Raw genomic sequence first — 15,085 nt, forward strand, 5'->3', positions numbered from 1 at the left:
CTGGATCTCATGGCAGAGAACCGTCGCGCCCGATCCGGGGCCACAGCGAAAACGGCAGCCCCACGCTCCTCGTCCCGACGCGGGCCCGAGCACGCTGCACGTGCTGCCTGCGAGAGCCTGGAAAGACTGATCTGTCACCCCTCGGAGGGGGTGTCGGCCGTGCGGCGGAACGACGACGGATGGTGTGTCGTCGTCGACGTGCTCGAAGTCCCCCGCATCCCGGACACCACGAGCCTGCTGGCCTCCTACGAGGTGCAGATCGATGAGCGGGGCGAACTCATGGAGTACAGCCGAGTCCGCCGCTACCGGCGTGGCTCCGCCGACGAATGACCCGTTGTCGCCTCTCACCCGGAAGGACCCTCCATGACCACGACCATGTACGCCGATGAAGTCGCACCCTGCCCGCCCAGGGCCGGCACGCTCTATGACGTTCTGGAACTCATCCTCGACCGGGGCATGGTCATCGACATCTTCATCCGGGTGTCGCTGGTCGGCATCGAGATCCTCAAGATAGACGCGCGCATCGTCGTCGCGAGTGTGGACACCTACCTGCGCTTCGCCGAGGCGTGCAACCGGCTCGACCTGGAGCGCGACTCGGGCAGCACCACCATCCCCGAACTGCTCGGTGGACGCGCCGCCAAGTCGGTAGGCAAGCGCAAGGTGCGGAAGGCCGCGGAGTCCGTCGGTGACTCGGTCCGCAAGGCCGTGGGGAGCGGTGACGATGACGACGACGAGAAGGAAGAGCGGCCGAAGAAGCGCAGGGCGCCCGCCCGCGACGGGGCGAGCCGACGCCAACGCGCGGAGGCGTGAGCCGTGACCGAGAACCGTGTGTACGTGTACGCGATCATCCCGGCGGGAGCGAAGCTTCCGGCCGACGCGGTCGGCGTGGGCAGCCCTCCAGCCCCGCTGTGGCTGGTCGGCGACGGGCGCGTCACCGCCGTCGTGAGCGACGCGCCACAGCAACTGCGGGCGCGCCGCAGAGACCTGATGGCGCACCAGGAGCTGCTGCTGCGCCTCTCGGACAGCGGTCCCGTGCTGCCCATGCGGTTCGGCGTGATCGCACCGGACGAGGCGTCGGTCTGTGCCCAGCTGGACGGATCGCAGACCGAGCACCTCGCGGCCCTTCACCACCTCGACCGAAGCGTGGAGATCAACGTGAAGGCGCTCCCCGCCCAGGACGCGCTCGCCGCTGTCGTCGCCGAGGAGAAGAACGTACGGCGTCTGCGCGACGAGGTCCGCCGCCGCCCCGGCTACGAGGCCAACGTCCGGCTCGGTGAGGCCGTGGCGACCGCGCTGTCCCGCCGGGCGGCCGAGGCCGGGAAGAAGCTCCTTCACCAGCTCACTCCCATGGCCCGCGCGGTCGCTGCCGGTCCTGAGGTTCACGGATGTGCCCTCAACGTGTCGTTTCTCGTCGACCGGAAGGAGAGCGACGCCTTCCGGGCAACGGCGCGGCGGTTCGCCGACGCGCACAGGGAGCGCGTCGAGCTTCGCGTCGCAGGTCCGCTGCCCTGCTACAGCTTCGTCCCCTCCCGTGCTCCACGGCCGACGGTCTCGAGGGTCTGACATGGGACTGTTCACCGGCCTGCTCCTGCTGCCCCTCGCGCCGGTCCGCGGCGTGATCTGGGTGGCCGAGAAAGTGAATGACGCGGCCGACCGCGAGCTGCACGATCCGGGCGTGATCCGGGCCCAGCTCGCCGCGCTGAACCAGGAGCTCGAGGACGGCAACGTCGGCCTGGAGGAGTTCGAACGGGAAGAGGCGGAGCTGCTCGACCGGCTCTATGCCGGACAAGCCCGCCCCGCGCCGAGCCATCGAAGGTGACTTACTCATGGAAGATCAGACAAAGGTGACGCTCGCAGCAGCTGTTGTGGGCGGATACGTACTCGGTCGCACGAAGAAGGGGCGCGTGGCGCTCTCCGTCGCGACCTATCTGGCAGGCAGGCGCTTCGGCCTGGAGCCGCGCCAGCTCGCCGCCGAAGGTATGCGCCGACTGGGCGAGATGCCGCAGTTCGCCGAACTTCAGGACCAGTTGAAGGGCGAGGTCCTCGGCTCCGGCAGGAAGGCACTGACAGCGGCGGCGGACCGGGGCATGAACTCGCTGGCCGACGCCCTCAGTGACCGGACGGCGCGGCTCGGGGAGTCCGACGAGGAGGACGAGCCCGAGGACGAGGAGTACGAGGACGAGGAGTACGAGGACGAGGAAGAGCAACCGGAGGACGACGAGGAGGAAGACGAAGAAGAGGACGAGGACGACGAACCGGAAGAAGACGGGGAGGAAGAAGAAGGAGAAGAGGACGACGAGGAGGAGCCGGAGGAGCCGCGGCCGAGCCCTCGCCGGGACAAGCCCTCCGATGAGGCAGCCGACAGGAAAGCGGCGGCGAAGAAGCAGCCCGCTGCGAAGAAGGCCGCCGCCAAGAAGGCACCGGCGGAGAAGGCCGGAGCGAAGAAGGCTGCTGCCAAGAAGAGCGCAGCGAAGAAGCCGGCACCGGCCAAGAAGGCGGCGGCCAAGAAGGCGGCGGCGAAGAAGGCGGCGCCGGCCAAGAAGTCGACTCCGGCGAAGAAGGCGGCGCCGGCCAAGAAGTCGTCGGCCAAGAAGAGCGCTCCAGCCAAGAAGGCGACGTCATCGAAGCGAGCCGCGTCCCAGCGCGGCGCACGGCGAAGGTAGGCAGCAATGGCCAGCAAGGACAAGGACGGGCCCGAGTCGGAAGCATCGGGCATGGACCGCCTTCGCGAGGAGCTCTCGAACTTCGTCGGCGCACAGACCGGGAAGCTCGCGCAGAAGGCCGGCGACAAGCTGACCGGTCTCACGGGGCAGCTCACCGACGTCGCCGAGAACGGCGGCTCGCTGCCCTCGATCGCCTCTCGCGTCATGCAAGGCGAATCCCCGGTGAAGGCCTTTGTCTCCGAGAAGGCTGGAGACGCCAAGGACAAAGTCGTGGACAAAGCCAAGGACGCGTTCGGGGGCGGGAAGGGAAAGACCCAGTCCGGTGGAGGTAAATCGATGAACATCATCGAGGTCCTCGATGTGGGTGTGCCGCTGCGAGACGCGTATGACCACTGGACGCGTTATGACAAATTCGGCAGCTTCACCAAGGGCGTTCAGAGCGTCTCGATGGATGAGGAGATGTCGAGCGACTGGAAGGTCAAGATCGGTCCTTCCTCGCGCGGGTTCAAGGCGACGGTCCAGGAGCAGATTCCTGACGACCGCATCGTGTGGACATCCGAGGGAGCCAAGGGTTCCACGCGTGGTTGTGTCAGCTTCCATGAACTGGCACCGAGCCTCACCCGGATCGTCCTGGTGATCGAGTACTACCCCTCGGGATTCTTCGAGAAGACCGGCAACCTGTGGCGGGTACAGGGCCGGCGCATGCGACTCGACTTCAAACACTTCCAGCGGTTCGTCACGCTCACCGATGAGGAACCCGAGGGCTGGCGCGGCGAGATCCGCGACGGGGAAGTCGTCATGACGCACGAGGAGGCGGAGGAGAAGGAGGAAGCCGAGAACGAGGAGTCCGAGGACTCGGACTACGAGGACGAAGAGGAGCCGGAGGGGGAGGAAGAAGAAGAGGAGCCGGAGGACGAGGAGGAGTACGAGGACGACGAGGAACCCGAAGACGAAGAAGAGGAAGACGAAGAAGAGGAAGACGAAGAGCCCGAAGACGAGGACGAAGAAGAAGAGCCCGATGACGAGGAAGAGGAAGAAGAGGAGCCCGCCCCCAGGAAGCGACGCGGACGGAGGGCGTCGAGGTGACTGATCTCGACCTCGGGCGGGAGGCGTACCCCATTCCGGGGCCGCAGAACACCAATCTCGCTGACATCCTCGAACGTGTCCTCGACAAGGGAATCGTCATCGCGGGCGACATCAAGATCGACCTCCTCGACATCGAGCTGCTCACCATCCGTCTTCGCCTTTTCGTGGCCTCCGTCGATACCGCGAAGAAGGCCGGTATCGACTGGTGGGAGACGGATCCCGCGCTGAGTTCGCGCGCTGCCCGCGATTCCCTCTTGGACGAGAACCGTGAACTGCGCGAGCGTCTGGAAGCGCTCGAGTCCAAGACGGAGGAGACATCGGACAAACTGATGAGCAGGGAGAATCGAACCACATGACCGAGCGGGGACCCGGACAGCCTTCGGACAGAAGTGCCCTTTATGTATTCGCGGTGTGCGACGCACCGGATCCGGCAGTGTTCGCGGACCTGCCGGGTGTCGCGGCGGGCGAGCCGCTGCGCCTGCTGCGTTTCGGCGAGCTGACCGCGATCGTGCAGACCGTCCGGGCGGCCGATTTCACGGACGAGGTGTGGCAGGCCCGGATGTCGGACCGGGACGAGCTGGAGCGGTACGCACGCGCACACCACGACGTGGTGTCGGCGGCTGCCGCCTCGTGCCCCACCGTCCCTCTTCCGCTCGCCACGCTCTACCACGGAGAGGCCCGGGCCCGGCAGGCTCTCCTCGACGAGACCGTCCGCTTCAGCACCGCTCTGGAGCGCACGGCGGGGCACTCGGAATGGGGAGTGAAGGTCTACGTTACCGATTTCCCGGTGCCCGGCCCGAGCTCCGCTCCGCTCCAGCCGGAGACGCCGGCCGCACGTTCCCGCCCGGCCCCCGGAGCCGGTCTGGCCTATCTGGAACGCAAGCGAGGAGTGCAGGCGCGGCGCGAACAGCGGCATGAGGACGCCCTCCGGCTCGCCGAAACAGTGGATGCGGCATTCGGGAACGTGGCTGCCGCGGGACGCCGGCTGCGGTTGCACGCTCCCGAACTCGTGGGAAAGGGCAGCGTCCAGGTGCTCAACGCCACCTACCTCGTGGCGGAGCACCGCGGAGCCGAGCTTCGGACGCTCACCCGGACACTGCGGGACGCGACCGGTGCCCGGATCGACATCTCCGGACCATGGGTGCCGTACTCCTTCGTCGGTGAGGTGTAGAGATGGAACGCGACGTGGTCCCCTGGGACAACCCCGAGCCGCTGAGCGGCCCCATCGGGGTGCCCCTCGTCGACCTGCTTGACCGGGTCCTGGCGACAGGCGTGGTGATCAGCGGTGACCTGGTGATCGCGATCGCGGACGTACCGCTCGTGCGGTTGTCGCTCCATGCCCTGCTTTCCTCCGTCAACGAACGAGTTCCGGCTCCCTGGGCGGACGGAGGCCCGCTGTGACCACCTCACGACTCGACGTCGACTCGGACCAGCTGGGGCACGATCTCGTGGCACTGGTGCTGACAGTGGTGGAACTGCTGCGCCAGCTGATGGAGCGGCAGGCCATTCGCCGAATCGATCAGGGGGACCTCACCGACGGCCAGGTGGACGAGATCGGCACCACGCTCATGCTGCTCGACCAGCGGATGGCGGAGCTCTGCGAGCAGCACGGAGTGCGTCCCGAAGACCTCAACCTGGACCTCGGTCCGCTGGGATCCCTTCTGCCCCGCGATTGACGTGAGGGATATCACGTCGAGCATGTTTGAGGTGAGCTCGGCGGGGCAAAGCCCAAGTGGCGCGGGAGCGCTCCCACGTCGATGAATCCCCCTCCTCCCCACAGATGGAGATCGCATCCATGATATGTCATGATCGCGTCAATTTACGCGCCTGGGCGCTGCGCCTCGGCGGCGTGTTCGTCGCCGCCGTTCTCTGTCTCCTCCCGTGGACGGGCACCGCGAGCGCCCATGGCTCCGTCGTCGACCCGGCCTCCCGCAACTACGGCTGCTGGCTGCGCTGGGGCGATGACTTCCAGAACCCGGCCATGGAGCAGGAAGACCCCATGTGCTGGCAGGCGTGGCAGGCCGACCCCAATGCCATGTGGAACTGGAACGGGCTGTACCGCAACGGATCCGGCGGCAACTTCCCGGCCGCCGTGCCCGACGGTCAGCTGTGCAGCGGCGGCCGGGCGGAGAGCGGACGTTACAACGCTCTCGACACAGTGGGCGCGTGGAAGACCACGGACGTCACCGGTGACTTCACCGTGAAGCTGAACGACCAGGCCAGTCATGGTGCCGACTACTTCCAGGTGTACGTAACCCGGCAGGGCTTCGACCCCGCCACGGAGGCGCTGACCTGGGGTGACCTCCAGCTGGTCGCCGAGACCGGCAGCTATGCCCCCAGCCAGACCTATGAGATCCCGGTGAGCACCTCGGGCCTCAGTGGTCGTCATGTCGTCTACACGATCTGGCAGGCGTCGCACATGGACCAGACGTACTTCCTCTGCAGCGACGTCGACTTCACCTGATCCTGCTCCACTCTCCGCCGCCCGACCCCGCCGGAATCTCCCGTCCGGCGGGGTCCTCGAACGACCGCGTGTTCGAGCGTGTGTACGTCTGTCATGTGATCGATTGGCGATCCGGCCGGGTCCGTCCTAACGTCGACGAGTGAGCATTTTCGTTCACTTCTGACGTGTTTGGCACCTAAAGCTATGACCGGATCCCGAGCGAAGTCCGCGCCGATTGCCGGATCCCCGAAGCGGGGCCACGGCAATGGGGTCGCCCTGCTCGTCATCGCCTCCTGCCAGCTGATGGTGGTTCTCGACGTCACCATCGTGAACATCGCCCTGCCGCACATCCAGTCCTCCCTCGGGTTCTCGACCGAGAGCCTGTCGTGGGTGATCAACGCCTACACCCTGACCTTCGGCGGGCTGCTTCTGCTCGGCGGGCGGCTGGGCGACATTCTCGGGCGTCGCAGAGTCTTCATCTTCGGTGTGCTGCTCTTCGTGGTGGCCTCGCTGCTGGGCGGACTCTCCCAGGATTCCTGGCAACTCCTCGCAGCGCGTGCCCTCCAGGGCGTCGGCGGTGCGATCGCCTCACCGACCGCCCTGTCCCTCATCACCACGACCTTCCGCGAAGGACCCGAGCGGAACAGGGCGTTCGGTGTGTTCGCCGCGGTCTCGGCGGGCGGAAGCGCGATCGGACTGCTCGCCGGCGGCCTGCTGGTGGAGTGGCTCGACTGGCGCTGGGTGCTCTTCGTCAATGTGCCCATCGGCCTGCTGATCGCCTTCGGGACGCCTCGCCACATCAAGGAATCCGAGCGGCACCCAGGCCACTTCGACCTCCTCGGGGCGCTCACCTCCACGCTCGGCATGGTGCTGCTCGTCTACGGCTTCATCCGCGCATCGAAGGACGGCTGGAGCGACAGCGTGACCATCGCGTCCTTCGGCGGCGCGGTGGTGTTCCTGTTCGTCTTCCTCTTTGTCGAGCGCCGGTCGAGGCAGCCCATCACGCCCCTGCGTATGTTCCGCGACCGTAACCGCTCCGGCGCCTACGGGATGATGCTCTGCCTGGCCGCGGCGATGTTCGGCATGTTCTTCTTCCTGACCCTTTTCGTGCAGAACGTGCTCGACTTCAGTCCGCTTCGGGCAGGGCTGGCCTTCCTGCCGGTGAGCGCGATCATCGCGATCAGTGCGGGCCTTGCCTCGCGGCTGCTGCCCCGATGGGGTCCCAAACCCTTCATGGTGACGGGCGCGGTCCTGGCGGCGGCAGGGCTCGCCTGGCTCACGCGGACCGATGTTCACAGCACCTACCTCGGCAGCCTTCTCGGTCCCATACTGGTCTTCGGATTCGGTATGGGCATGCAGTTCGTGTCGCTGACGCTCATGGCGGTCTCGGGAGTGGCGCCGAGAGAGGCGGGCGCCGCGTCCGGAGTTCTCAACGCGACTCAGCAGGTCGGCGGTTCGCTGGGCCTTTCCATCCTGGTCACGGTGTTCGGAACGGCCAGCCGCAACGAGGCGACGGATCAGGTGCCCCGCTTCCTGTCCGAGGCGACCCCCGCCCAGCAGCTGGAGTTCCGCAGGACGGGTGAACTTCCCCCGCCTTGGGGCGACCAGGTACTGGCTTCCGGTGTCTCCAGCGCGTTCATCGCCGCAGCCGTCTTCTCCGTCGTCGCCGCGCTGATCGCGCTGCTGGTCATCCAGGTCCGTGCCTCCGACCTCGAACGGCTCCGCGGCGGCGGGGCCATGGGGCCGCCCGTGGCGGAGCAGGACGCGTCGGGGCAGGACGCGTCGGGGCAGGACGCGTCGGAGGAGGACGATGCCGGAGGCGACCGGGAGACGGACCGCGCCGGCGACGCGCGTGACGCCGGACGCCCGACACGGGAACGAGGTGGAGGCGAAGGTTCCCCTCCACTTGGATAGGGTGCCGTTCGCCATCATTGTCCTTCGGGGGAGAAGCAAGCAGATGAGTGGTCAGCAGCAGGACCGGGGCAACGGCTCCCAGATCTTCCAGCCACTGGCGGAGGAGGACCCGTCCACGATCGCCGGGTACCGCATCGCGGCCAAGCTCGGCGCCGGCGGTATGGGCAAGGTCTATCTGTCCTACACACCCGGCGGGCGGCCCGTAGCGATCAAGGTGATTCGCCCCGAATTCGGCGAGGACCCGGAATTCCGGCGCCGCTTCGCGCAGGAAGTGCAGTCCGCGCAGCGGGTGCAGGGGCTGTTCACGGCGCCTGTGATCGACGCCGACACCGAGGGCACACAGCCCTGGCTGGCGACCGCGTATGTGCCCGGCCCCTCACTGGCCGGCGCGGTCTGCGAGCACGGCGCCCTGCCCGTGCAGGCGGTGCTCCTGCTGATCGCCGGCATGGCGGAGGCGCTGCACGTCATCCACGGCGCGGGCATCGTCCACCGCGACCTGAAACCCTCCAACGTGCTGCTCGCCGCGGACGGGCCCCGGGTCATCGACTTCGGGATCGCCTACGCGGCCGACGCGACCTCTCTCACCGGCAGCGGGGTCACCATCGGGACCCCCTCGTTCATGGCGCCCGAACAGGCCGCCGGGCGCAAGGTGACACCGGCCACCGACATCTTCGCCCTCGGCCAGGTGGCGGCGTACGCGGCGACGGGAATCCCGGCCTTCGGCGAGGGGACATCGCACGGAGTGCTCTATCGCATCGTGCACGAGGAACCGGACCTCACCGGGATTCCGGAGCGGCTGACCGAGCTCGTCACCCGTTGCCTCACCAAGGATCCCGCGGGCAGGCCGTCGATCGCCGAGATCATCGAACTCTGCCGGACCGCGAACGCGGAGACGGTCCTGCGCCGCCCCGAGGACTGGCTTCCCGCACCGGTGGCCGCCGACATCACCGTACGCGCGGCAGCTCCTGCCCCCGTCCAGACCCCGCCGCCGGCTGTGGCCTACGCTCCCACCGAGCCGGCACCGGTGGCGCAAACCCCGGCCACACCGCCCCCGGGATTCGGGCCGCCGCAGCCCTACCAGCCGCACCACCCCACGCAGCCTGCGGGTGCGCAGGGCCATCCCTACGCGCCCACCCAGCATCCCTCGCAGGCGTACCCCGGGCCGGGGCGCACCGTGCCCACCCCTGCGAACCAGGCCCCCGCGCCGAAGAAGAACACGGGCAGGCGTGCGCTGTTCGTCGCTCTGGCGGCCGCGCTGGTCTTCGGCATCGCGGGTGGCGGAACGGCGTACCTGCTCAGCAAGGACGACGAAAAGCAGACGCAGGGCGGGAGTTCGCCCCAGGGCGGGCAGAAGGAAGAGACGAGCGGGACGCCGGGCGGGCCCCCGGACGCGAAGCCCGCGGACACGTCGGCCGACGACGCGGGGGAGAAGGCCGACCCCGAGCCCGCCGAGTACAACGGCATCAACCTCACCGCCGGCTACCACCTGACCCTCGCGGACGAGGACGTACGGCCCCAGGAAGGCGAGGACGCCGGTTACGAACTCTCCTACGACACGGGCGGATACCTCGACGCGGAGAGCACCGACGGAAAGCTGGTGCTGCTCGACCCGTCCCAGGAGGGTTCGCTCGAAGCCTGCCGGGCGGACACCCGGTTCACGGAGAACATCGCCACAGAGAAGCTGTCGAAGGGCCGTCAGGTCTGCGTGTTCACAGGCACGGGCCACATCGGTCTCGTGACGGTGCAGGGCTTCTCGGCCGAGGATTCACCGAGCAAGTACATGGCGCTGGATCTGACGGTCTGGCGCAACGCGGGGGCCTGACACGCGGCGGGTGGTGAGGGCGTTCCGCCCCGCACCACCCGCCTGCCGCAGGGGCAGGTCTCAGAGCAGGTTGACGAGACGGATGTAGCGCACCCAGTCCCAGTGGACCCCGGGGTCGGTGTGGTCGCTGCCCGGTACCTCGTGATGGCCGATGATGTGCGCGCGGTCCTTGGCCAGGCCGTAGCGATCGCAGATGTCCGCGGTGAGCCTCGCCGAGCGCTCGTACATCGTGTGGGTGAAGTACGACGGCTGATCGACCCAGCCCTCGTGCTCGATGCCGATACTGCGCGTGTTGTAGTCCCAGTTCCCGGCGTGCCAGGCGACGTCCCGCTCCCGCACGCACTGGGCCACGAATCCGTCCCCCGAGCGCACCACGTAGTGGGCGGACACCTTGCCGGCCGCGTTCCGGAAGATGCCGATCGTCTCGGTGAACGTCTGCTGGGCGACATGGATGATGACACGGTCGACCGGATGCTCCGAAGGGCGGCTCGAAGCCGTGTAGTTGGCAGCGGCCGCCGGAGACCACTGTGCTCCGGGGTAGTCCGTGTCCGCCGTCGACGCGGCCACAGCGCGGTCAGAGGCGGGCACGAGCGCCGCGGCTGCCATGACCGCGGCGCCGTGGAGAATCCGTCTGCGCTGCATCAAGCACTCCTGTGCGTAAGGCGTGGTCCGGTCTACGGCACAACACGCGCCGCCCCCACCGTACGGTTCCGCACCGGGGAGGTGCCGCGCCCTCAGGTGCCGGACAGCAGCGCGGCCAGGGCGGCCGCCGGATCGTCCTCCGCCGGGCCGGCCGGCACCCACCGGCCCCGCTCCTTGGCGTACGGCCACCACCTCCCGTCGCGTCCGTACCGCAGTTGCGCGCCGGAGCCGACCGCGGTCCAGCGATTGCAGGCGGCACGGAGCTGCGGACCCTCGCCCTCCTCCCACGCCGAGGCGAGCTGTGCCCGGGCCCGGGCGAGTTCGTCCGGGCCGGGCAGCCACTCCTCGTCGCACACCGCCAGCGCGGCCGTCCCGCCGTACCGCCAGGCCCGCACCGCGACATCGAGCCCTGCCTGCCCGCGTCCGGCCGCCACACCGAGGCGCGCCGCGAGACGGGCGTCGGGCCGGCCGTCCGCGGCCAGCCGCACGGCGTCCTGCTCCGGCGTCAGCGCGGCTGCCGGGGGCCGCTGTCCGTGGCCCGCGGCGAGCGCCTCCGTCAGCATCGCGAACGCCCGCACGGCGCTGTCCGTGGCCAGGAACTCCAGGGCCGTGGGATCGACGCCCGCGGCCGGATCCGTCTCCGTGCCCAGTGACGGCGGCAGGCCCGGCTCCTCGGGCAGGGGCGGGAGAGGGGGCAGCGGGGGCAATATGTCCCGCGCCGCGTACGCCTCGTCGGCCGGCACCCCGCGCGGTGCCGGACCGCCGGACGGAGACTCCGCCGACGCCCCGTCACCCGTCCCCCGGACCGCCCGGGCGGCGCTGCGCACCTGCAACTCGTCGAGGAGCCGCCGCTCGTCGCGCCCCCGCAACAGCAGCAGCACGAAGGGGTCCTGGTCGAGCAGCCGCGCCACCTGGTAACAGAGGGCACCCGAATGCGGACAGTGGTCCCAGGCCTCACAGCTGCACTCCGGCTCCAGGTCCCCGATTCCCGGCAGCAGTTCGAGACCGGCAGCAGCCGCGTCCTCCACCAGGTGCGGTGGCATCTCACGGTCGAGCAGGGCAGCGATGTGCCCGGACCGTTCGGACGCCATGTCCAGGATGCGGTCCCACTCATCCTCGGTCAGCTCCTGGAGCAGGACATCACTGCGGTACGCCGTCGAGTCGCGGTCCTGCACGACCGCGGTGAGCCGTCCCGGCCGGACGGAAACTGCGCCGACCCTGCCCTCCCTGGCCAGCCGCCGCCCCTTCTTGAGCTGCTGACCGTCGAGTGCGGTGTCCTCCAAGGCCTTCAGCCACGCCTGCCCCCACCAGGAAGCGGCGAATCCGCGGCCCTGCGCGGGCGGCAGCGTGGCAAACGTGCGCACCGGCTCGTAACCCTCGTTCATCGTGTGCCCCCTCGCAGTTCGACCAGCTCGGCCAGCTCCGCATCGCTCAGTTCCGTCAACGCGGCCTCGCCGCCACCGAGTACCGCGTCCGCGAGCCCTTGCTTCCGGGCCAGCATGGCGGCGATCCGGTCCTCGATGGTGCCCTCGGCGATCAGCCGGTGTACCTGCACCGGCTGGGTCTGCCCGATCCTGTACGCACGGTCGGTGGCCTGTGCCTCGACCGCCGGATTCCACCAGCGGTCGAAGTGCACGACATGACCGGCCCTGGTGAGATTCAGCCCCGTGCCGGCGGCCTTGAGCGACAGCAGGAACACCGGTTCCTCGCCTGCCTGGAAGCGGTTCACCATGGCCTCCCTCTCGGCGACCGGCGTGCCACCGTGCAGGAACTGGGTGCGGACCCCCCGCGCCGCCAGATGCTGTTCCAGGAGCCGGGCCATCCGCACGTACTGGGTGAACACCAGCACGCCGGCGCCTTCGGCGAGGATCGTGTCGAGCAGCTCGTCCAGCAGCTCCACCTTCCCGGAACGGTCCACGATCCGCGGCTGTTCCTCCTTGAGGTACTGCGCCGGGTGGTTGCAGATCTGCTTGAGTGCCGTCAGCAGCTTCATGACCAGCCCGCGCCGTGCGAAGCCGTCCGCGCCGGAGATCGCCTCGAGGGTCTCGCGTACCACCGCCTCGTACAGGCCGGTCTGCTCCGCCGTGAGCGACACGGCACGGTCGGTCTCCGTCTTCGGCGGGAGCTCCGGTGCGATGCCGGGGTCGGACTTGCGGCGCCGCAGGAGGAACGGGCGGACCAACGACGCGAGCCGCTCGGCCGCGGCGGGATCGTTGCCTCCCTCCACCGCGCTCGCGTAGCGGGTACGGAAGGCGCCGAGCCGCCCCAGCAGTCCGGGGGTCGTCCAGTCGAGGATGGCCCACAGTTCGGAGAGGTTGTTCTCCACCGGGGTGCCGGTGAGGGCGATGCGGGCCCGACCGCCGATGGTGCGCAGCTTCCTGGCTGTCGCCGAGTGAGGGTTCTTGACGTGCTGCGCCTCGTCGGCGACGACCATGCCCCACGACGCCTGCGCCAGCCGTGCCGCGTCGAGACGCATGGTGCCGTAGGTGGTGAGCACGAACTCGCCGTCCGCCAGGTTCTCCAGCGAGCGCGACCCGCCGTGGAAACGGCGTACCGGTGTGCCCGGGGCGAATTTCTCGATCTCCCGCTGCCAGTTGCCCATCAGGGAGGTCGGGCACACCACGAGCGTGGGTCCGGCAGCGGACTCGATGCCCTGTCTGTGCAGATGCAGAGCGATCAGCGTGATCGTCTTGCCGAGTCCCATGTCGTCGGCGAGGCAGCAGCCGAGGCCGAGCGAGGTCATCGTGTGCAGCCAGTTCAGCCCACGCAGCTGGTAGTCACGCAGACTCGCGTCGAGCGCGTCCGGCTGACCGACCGTCCGGTGGTTTTCCGACTCGGGGTCGGCGATCCTCTCGCGCAGCTGCTCGAGCCAGCCCGTGGCCGCCACTTCCACCCGGTGCCCGTCGACATCGGTGGTCCCGGTCAGCACGGCCCCCAGCGCGTCGATGGGGGCCACCTCACGGTCCTGGGTCTCGCGGGCCCGGCGGGCGTCCTCCGGGTCGATGAGCACCCATTGGTCGCGCAGTCTGACGAGTGGTCTGCCGGCCTCCGCCAGCTGGTCGAGCTCCGCCCTGCTCAGATTCCTGTCACCCAGCGCGAACCGCCAGTCGAACGCCAGCAGTGCGTCGGCCGACATGAAGGACGGTGTGTCCGCTCCGGTCCGTACCGCCGTCGCGGCTCCGTCGCCCCGCGGGCCGATCACCGCTCGCGCGGTGAGCTTCCCCGCCAGCTCCTTGGGCCAGTGCACCTGGACACCCGTTGCGGCAAGGGCCCTGGCAGCCGGGCCCAGCAGCTCCGCGATCTCTTCGTCGGCGGGCTCGACCGCGTCCGGGACCGCGGCCGACAGAAGGGGCGTCAGCGGCGGCCAGGCCCGGGCGGCTTGCCGCAGAGCGAGCAGGGCGTCCATGCGGGCGCGCGGACCGAACAGGGACGCGGCGGGGGAGCGGTCGGCCCACACATCCGCCGCGTCGGCGACGAGGGCCGGGTCCTGGACGCTGTGGATCTGCAGGACAGCACGGAACGAGGGCACGCGTCCGGGACCGTCCTCGCCGTCCTCCGTGCGGGCCGCGTCGCCGAGTCCCGAGACCTCGACACGGAGCGAGAGCCGCACGCCCGCGTCGTGGCCGGCCGCCACATCGGCCGCCCACGGCCGCAGTCCCGGCAGATGCTGCGCCGCCGGCACCGCGAACGCCGGTGTGCCCGTGACGAATTCAGCCGCCGGTGTACGAGGCAGTCCGTCGACGACCGCGTCGAGGAACGACCGGAGCAGCGAGGCCGGTTCGGCCAGCATCATGGGAACGGCCGATGGGTCGAGCGGCACCGCGTGAGCATCGGGCGGCATGGAAGCCGCCAGTACCCGGATCCGCGCGAGGTCGTCCGCGCTCAGCGGGCCGGCCCGCCAGGCATCGCGGTCCGTGGGGCTCAGCCCGGGCAGCAGTAGCCCGCGCGCGACGAGTTGGAGCGCGAGGACTCCCGCGGCGCCCCAGAAGGCCGCAGAAGGGGACGCGTGGGAGCCCACCCGCGCCCGTGTCAGGACCGGCAGCGCGTCCCGCACAGGCATCAGCAACGCCGGGACCGCGTAAGGGCGGACGTCACTTCCGACGACCGTCAGCTCCGTCGGACTCCCGTGTTCGCCGGGAGGGGTGCTACCGTCCGCATTCCAGAACGCGATCAGGCCGGTACGGGCCGGATCTGCGGGGAGGAAGACTGCGGAGCAGCGGGACAGTTCAGAGATCTCGTTGAGATTTGCCGCAGGGAGCCTGTGCACAGCGATGTCAGATTCCTCAAATTTGACTAGTGAGCCCGGGGTTCGCCGAGGGTACTCCACCCACGGCCCGTTCCGGGAGAAATGCCCAGTGATCCACCTCACTCATTTCTGCCTTCTGAAGCTTGGGGTACAGCCCGCCCCACTACCGGTCACGGGGGATTCCCCCCCGCACGACCGGGGTGATGGCGCCATGGCTGCCGCAAGCCCGCCCTCCGTACGTTTGACGAGGTCAGCGCAGATGCCCAGAA

General features: G+C 69.2%; 16 protein-coding genes. 13 read left to right on the forward strand and 3 right to left on the reverse strand.

What is annotated here, in order from left to right:
• Window positions 1-9: 9 nt before the first annotated feature.
• The 13 genes from ACIREO_RS24565 (at window position 10) to ACIREO_RS24625 (ending at window position 9,928) form a co-directional block, all read left to right on the forward strand.
• Complete coding sequence (locus ACIREO_RS24565; protein WP_404113790.1) at window positions 10-330, forward strand: gas vesicle protein; 321 nt, start codon at window positions 10-12, stop codon at window positions 328-330.
• Between the two features lie 33 nt (window positions 331-363).
• Window positions 364-810 carry a gas vesicle structural protein GvpA gene (locus ACIREO_RS24570; protein ID WP_404113791.1) on the forward strand — a complete coding sequence of 149 codons (447 nt, stop codon included), beginning with the start codon at window positions 364-366 and terminating at the stop codon, window positions 808-810.
• Between the two features lie 3 nt (window positions 811-813).
• Window positions 814-1,563 (forward strand): GvpL/GvpF family gas vesicle protein, encoded by a 750-nt coding sequence (locus tag ACIREO_RS24575; protein ID WP_404113793.1) that lies wholly within the window; start codon window positions 814-816, stop codon window positions 1,561-1,563.
• 1 nt (window position 1,564) lies between these two features.
• Window positions 1,565-1,819, forward strand: a complete 255-nt coding sequence (locus ACIREO_RS24580; protein WP_404113795.1) for a gas vesicle protein GvpG — start codon at window positions 1,565-1,567, stop codon at window positions 1,817-1,819.
• A gap of 7 nt (window positions 1,820-1,826) precedes the next feature.
• Window positions 1,827-2,663, forward strand: a complete 837-nt coding sequence (locus ACIREO_RS24585; protein WP_404114080.1) for a histone protein — start codon at window positions 1,827-1,829, stop codon at window positions 2,661-2,663.
• A 6-nt stretch (window positions 2,664-2,669) separates the two neighbouring features.
• The gene (locus ACIREO_RS24590; RefSeq protein WP_404113797.1) at window positions 2,670-3,749 is read left to right on the forward strand and encodes an SRPBCC family protein; all 1,080 of its coding nucleotides are present in this window, start codon (window positions 2,670-2,672) and stop codon (window positions 3,747-3,749) included.
• Window positions 3,746-4,105, forward strand: coding sequence for a gas vesicle protein (locus ACIREO_RS24595; protein WP_404113799.1), 360 nt, complete (start codon window positions 3,746-3,748; stop codon window positions 4,103-4,105). Before ACIREO_RS24590 ends, ACIREO_RS24595 begins: the two co-directional genes overlap by 4 nt.
• Window positions 4,102-4,920 carry a GvpL/GvpF family gas vesicle protein gene (locus tag ACIREO_RS24600; protein WP_404113801.1) on the forward strand — a complete coding sequence of 273 codons (819 nt, stop codon included), beginning with the start codon at window positions 4,102-4,104 and terminating at the stop codon, window positions 4,918-4,920. The genes ACIREO_RS24595 and ACIREO_RS24600 overlap by 4 nt, the downstream gene beginning before the upstream one ends.
• Window positions 4,921-4,922: 2 nt before the next feature.
• Window positions 4,923-5,150: a gas vesicle protein gene (locus ACIREO_RS24605; RefSeq protein ID WP_404113803.1), complete on the forward strand. Its 228-nt coding sequence runs from the start codon at window positions 4,923-4,925 to the stop codon at window positions 5,148-5,150.
• On the forward strand, window positions 5,147-5,425 hold the full coding sequence (locus tag ACIREO_RS24610; protein ID WP_404113804.1) for a gas vesicle protein K: 279 nt from the start codon (window positions 5,147-5,149) through the stop codon (window positions 5,423-5,425). The genes ACIREO_RS24605 and ACIREO_RS24610 overlap by 4 nt, the downstream gene beginning before the upstream one ends.
• Window positions 5,426-5,544: 119 nt before the next feature.
• Complete coding sequence (locus ACIREO_RS24615) at window positions 5,545-6,213, forward strand: lytic polysaccharide monooxygenase (protein WP_404113806.1); 669 nt, start codon at window positions 5,545-5,547, stop codon at window positions 6,211-6,213.
• A 183-nt stretch (window positions 6,214-6,396) separates the two neighbouring features.
• Window positions 6,397-8,106 (forward strand): MFS transporter, encoded by a 1,710-nt coding sequence (locus tag ACIREO_RS24620; RefSeq protein ID WP_404113808.1) that lies wholly within the window; start codon window positions 6,397-6,399, stop codon window positions 8,104-8,106.
• Window positions 8,107-8,149: 43 nt separating this feature from the next.
• Window positions 8,150-9,928, forward strand: coding sequence for a serine/threonine protein kinase (locus ACIREO_RS24625; protein ID WP_404113810.1), 1,779 nt, complete (start codon window positions 8,150-8,152; stop codon window positions 9,926-9,928).
• 60 nt (window positions 9,929-9,988) lie between these two features.
• On the opposite strand, the gene ACIREO_RS24630 is transcribed toward ACIREO_RS24625, so the two are convergent.
• The 3 genes from ACIREO_RS24630 to ACIREO_RS24640 all read right to left on the reverse strand — a co-directional run bounded on the left by ACIREO_RS24630 (window position 9,989) and on the right by ACIREO_RS24640 (window position 14,837).
• On the reverse strand, window positions 9,989-10,570 hold the full coding sequence (locus ACIREO_RS24630) for an N-acetylmuramoyl-L-alanine amidase (protein WP_404113812.1): 582 nt from the start codon (window positions 10,568-10,570) through the stop codon (window positions 9,989-9,991).
• A gap of 92 nt (window positions 10,571-10,662) precedes the next feature.
• Complete coding sequence (locus ACIREO_RS24635; protein WP_404113814.1) at window positions 10,663-11,955, reverse strand: SWF or SNF family helicase; 1,293 nt, start codon at window positions 11,953-11,955, stop codon at window positions 10,663-10,665.
• The gene (locus ACIREO_RS24640; RefSeq protein WP_404113816.1) at window positions 11,952-14,837 is read right to left on the reverse strand and encodes a DEAD/DEAH box helicase; all 2,886 of its coding nucleotides are present in this window, start codon (window positions 14,835-14,837) and stop codon (window positions 11,952-11,954) included. The genes ACIREO_RS24635 and ACIREO_RS24640 overlap by 4 nt, the downstream gene beginning before the upstream one ends.
• Between the last annotated feature and the right edge of the window lie 248 nt (window positions 14,838-15,085).

The sequence above is a fragment of the Streptomyces sp. NPDC102441 genome (genome assembly GCF_044765585.1).
Taxonomy (GTDB): domain Bacteria; phylum Actinomycetota; class Actinomycetes; order Streptomycetales; family Streptomycetaceae; genus Streptomyces.

Bases quoted from the DNA above. Each gene is read 5' to 3' on its own strand.
- ACIREO_RS24565 (WP_404113790.1), top strand. From the start codon at position 10: ATGGCAGAGAACCGTCGCGCCCGATCCGGGGCCACAGCGAAAACGGCA.
- ACIREO_RS24570 (WP_404113791.1), top strand. From the start codon at position 364: ATGACCACGACCATGTACGCCGATGAAGTCGCACCCTGCCCGCCCAGG.
- ACIREO_RS24580 (WP_404113795.1), top strand. From the start codon at position 1,565: ATGGGACTGTTCACCGGCCTGCTCCTGCTGCCCCTCGCGCCGGTCCGC.
- ACIREO_RS24585 (WP_404114080.1), top strand. From the start codon at position 1,827: ATGGAAGATCAGACAAAGGTGACGCTCGCAGCAGCTGTTGTGGGCGGA.
- ACIREO_RS24590 (WP_404113797.1), top strand. From the start codon at position 2,670: ATGGCCAGCAAGGACAAGGACGGGCCCGAGTCGGAAGCATCGGGCATG.
- ACIREO_RS24600 (WP_404113801.1), top strand. From the start codon at position 4,102: ATGACCGAGCGGGGACCCGGACAGCCTTCGGACAGAAGTGCCCTTTAT.
- ACIREO_RS24605 (WP_404113803.1), top strand. From the start codon at position 4,923: ATGGAACGCGACGTGGTCCCCTGGGACAACCCCGAGCCGCTGAGCGGC.
- ACIREO_RS24615 (WP_404113806.1), top strand. From the start codon at position 5,545: ATGATATGTCATGATCGCGTCAATTTACGCGCCTGGGCGCTGCGCCTC.
- ACIREO_RS24620 (WP_404113808.1), top strand. From the start codon at position 6,397: ATGACCGGATCCCGAGCGAAGTCCGCGCCGATTGCCGGATCCCCGAAG.
- ACIREO_RS24625 (WP_404113810.1), top strand. From the start codon at position 8,150: ATGAGTGGTCAGCAGCAGGACCGGGGCAACGGCTCCCAGATCTTCCAG.
- ACIREO_RS24630 (WP_404113812.1), bottom strand. From the start codon at position 10,570: ATGCAGCGCAGACGGATTCTCCACGGCGCCGCGGTCATGGCAGCCGCG.
- ACIREO_RS24635 (WP_404113814.1), bottom strand. From the start codon at position 11,955: ATGAACGAGGGTTACGAGCCGGTGCGCACGTTTGCCACGCTGCCGCCC.